A 3,061-nucleotide genomic window follows, 5' to 3' on the forward strand; every position below is an offset into this window, starting at 1 on the left:
TGGCCGACGATAAGTCCCATAGCGTCGGTGGAAACTTGAGTTCACCGACGATTCCATCAAAATCAGCGAATCGTCGGCGAGCAAGCTCATTCACCGACGATTCGAACCAATTTCCAGCCGCTAGCCGAGCACTCTCATTCAAATTCGCCGTCCGCACGCACCGCTACTTTACAAGATAAAATACTACGGGGCTTTTTTTCTTCATCGTAATGTATAATACGTACCGCGACCTTTATTATGGCGTACGCATTCCTCGTTTAATGCTTTTTGTAAATTATGTTTTGTGAGTACGCCACCTGAGAAGTCGATGAGTGCAGGTACGGTGATTTTCTCTGTCGGAAAAAGGACAGAGAAGTCCCGAGCGGTTTCAAGTACTACTTCTTTTACTGAAGTTTTAAAGTCACATATCTCGCAAGTATAAGAATTTCGCCCTGATAGGTGAAGCGGTGAACCGTCGTTAAAACAAAACACATTTTTCTTTAAATTATCGTATTGATAGATGACGTGTGCGGGGCGAGTGTCTTTTATATTATGCGCGAGTAACTTTTCCTTTAACTGAAGAGTGGTATCACTCACAGCATCTCGGTTTCTAGCCAAATTGTCTAGAACGCGCCTCAGTTGTGCACGCGTAATAATCGATAGGTGATCCGGTGCATTATACAAATGGAATTCTTCGTTTATAAACACGACATAATGCCGCACCGATTTTCGTACGCCGATACGCTGCAATAACTCCCGAAATTTACTCCATGCTTCATCGACTTGCCTTACAGGCGACGGGATTTTCTGCATATTATGATATACATAAAACTCATCTTCTTTATAAATAAAATCACCAATGTAGTTTTTCACTTCAAACAGTATACATTCATTATTAGATAAAAAAACAGTATCGATTTGACGTGTAGAGCCATCAATTTCAAACGTAAAATCATGGATACTTGTACACGTATTATACGAAGCTAAAATCTCAGAAAACTCATTTTCACCTTCAAACCCACGCTCTAATCGCTCTAAGTAATATTTAGAATTATCATCTAATGGTAATCGCCACTTTAACGCACGCAACTGCTGATGCGCAAAACTTCTTTCCAACATATAAAACCTCCAGCTGTTTTACGCTTATATTAGCTGATAAAGTACAATCAGTCTAAAAGCAATTTTCTAATTTCCGTTCTTAAAATACGTAGTATTTAAAAAAGCATTCTCAGTTTTTAAATAACTCCTTAAGCAGATTTTTAAAATCTGTTTGCAAAATAAAAAAAGATGAGTCTCCTCATCTTTATTTCACTTCATTGACGTATGCGATTATTCCGCCGTTTAAGTTTTTAAATTCGTAACCGAGTTGTTCTAAGTATTGTGATGCCATTTCACTGCGTTTTCCAGAGCGGCAATATGCATAATACTCGCGGTCTTTCGGTAAATCAAACGTCTCGATTTCATCAAGTGGATATAAAAGCGCGCCAGGGATGTGTACTTCATCGTATTCTTCTTTTGAACGTACATCGATTAACTGCTTGTTTTCTGCGAGTTTTTGTAATTCATCTTTTGTAAAATTCAGCATTTCTAACTGTTCCATTAAAATCCTCCCAACTTTATCTCTAATTTGATTTTATATGAACTCCACCAAATTGCATACAAAAAAACACCGTATCCGATTTGGATACGATGTTTGAAACTGTTCTTATTCTTCGTCGCTAAGTTTGACTAAGATTTTCGCTTGGCTCTTATCTTCGATAAGAGTGTTGAAACCTTTGTCGATGATCTCATCAAGCTCAATTTCACTTGTAATCATTGGGCTTGGGTCGATTTGACCTGACTCAATCATTTTAACAGTTGCTTCAAAAATGTCTGGCTCGTATCCAAGTGTAGAAGAAATTCTTACACCACTTGTTGTGAGTAACATTGGGTTGAAGTCGATTGCTCTTTCAAAGATAGAAACGATTGTTACCATACCTCTTGGGCGAGTTGATTTAATAGATTGTTCTAACGTAATCGGTACACCAGCAACTTCAAATGTACGATCTACGCCGTCTGGATAGAACTGGTGAATATACTCGATAGGGTCTTCTTTACCACTATTTAATGTGTGAGTTGCACCGAATTCTTTCGCCTTTTCTAAACGCTCGTCTGATAAGTCGAATACGAAGATATCTCTCGCACCAGCCGCACGTGCAGCAAGTACAGTCACTAAACCAATAGGGCCTGCACCGTAAATCGCAACAGACTCTGCAAATTCCATTTCAGATTCACGAATCGCTTGTAACGCAACAGCTGTCGGCTCAACAAGTGCACCAATTTTAAGTGAAGTTGAATCTTGTAATTTAACGATATTCTCTTTTGGAACAACGACATAATCAGCGAACGCACTATCACAACCAAGACCGATGAAAGTACCTTCTTTATAGAAGTCATATAACGGATTCGGGTGTAAGTTATTCGTTAACGCTGGGTTTACACATACTTTATCTCCAACGTTTAACCCTTCAACACCTTCACCTAACTCCTCAATGACACCAGAAAACTCGTGCCCCATAACGACCGGACGCTCTTGACCAGTGATTGGGTTCGGTTCATCACCAGGGATGAAGATCGGGCCACCAAGATATTCGTGTAAGTCCGTACCACAAATACCCGTCCAAGCAACCTTAACTTTCACAAGACCATCTTGAACTTTAGGCTCTTCGACCTCTTCAATACGGACGTCTTTCGTGTCATAGTAAACCACTGCTTTCTTCAAAAACACTCCTTTTATATTTATACATCTATTATACCAAGTGAACGTTCATTATTATGCATAATAAGAAGAAAAAATTCGGCGATTTTGTGAGAAGTTAGAATTTTTGAGTGTGTTTAGGCGATTGATGAGTGGAGGAGCGGGCTTTTAATCTTCTTAAATAGATGAAAAACTAGGGTTGCATGACAATATGGGACAAACTATCGCAAATCGATGAAAAACCTTTGGGGTTGGCGCGAATCGTCGGTGAAACGAACTTCCCGCCGACGCTATGAGACTTACCGTCGGCCAAATTTCTATTCGCCGACGGGAATCACCGAATCG

General features: G+C 39.7%; 3 protein-coding genes. All 3 read right to left on the bottom strand.

What is annotated here, in order from left to right; all coding sequences use genetic code 11:
• Positions 1-201: 201 nt before the first annotated feature.
• Positions 202-1,098, bottom strand: coding sequence for a nuclease-related domain-containing protein (locus tag HMPREF3029_RS02785; protein WP_070709604.1), 897 nt, complete (start codon positions 1,096-1,098; stop codon positions 202-204).
• A gap of 184 nt (positions 1,099-1,282) precedes the next feature.
• Positions 1,283-1,579, bottom strand: a complete 297-nt coding sequence (locus tag HMPREF3029_RS02790) for a rhodanese-like domain-containing protein (protein WP_070709606.1) — start codon at positions 1,577-1,579, stop codon at positions 1,283-1,285.
• 105 nt (positions 1,580-1,684) lie between these two features.
• Positions 1,685-2,740, bottom strand: a complete 1,056-nt coding sequence (locus HMPREF3029_RS02795) for a 2,3-butanediol dehydrogenase (RefSeq protein ID WP_246830694.1) — start codon at positions 2,738-2,740, stop codon at positions 1,685-1,687.
• Positions 2,741-3,061 lie beyond the last annotated feature (321 nt).

This window comes from Nosocomiicoccus sp. HMSC059G07 (genome assembly GCF_001815515.1).
Taxonomy (GTDB): Bacteria; Bacillota; Bacilli; order Staphylococcales; family Salinicoccaceae; genus Nosocomiicoccus; species Nosocomiicoccus ampullae_A.

What these genes read in the sequence shown, in the direction of transcription:
- HMPREF3029_RS02785 (WP_070709604.1), bottom strand. Translation starts at nt 1,098, where the DNA reads ATGTTGGAAAGAAGTTTTGCGCATCAGCAGTTGCGTGCGTTAAAGTGG.
- HMPREF3029_RS02790 (WP_070709606.1), bottom strand. Translation starts at nt 1,579, where the DNA reads ATGGAACAGTTAGAAATGCTGAATTTTACAAAAGATGAATTACAAAAA.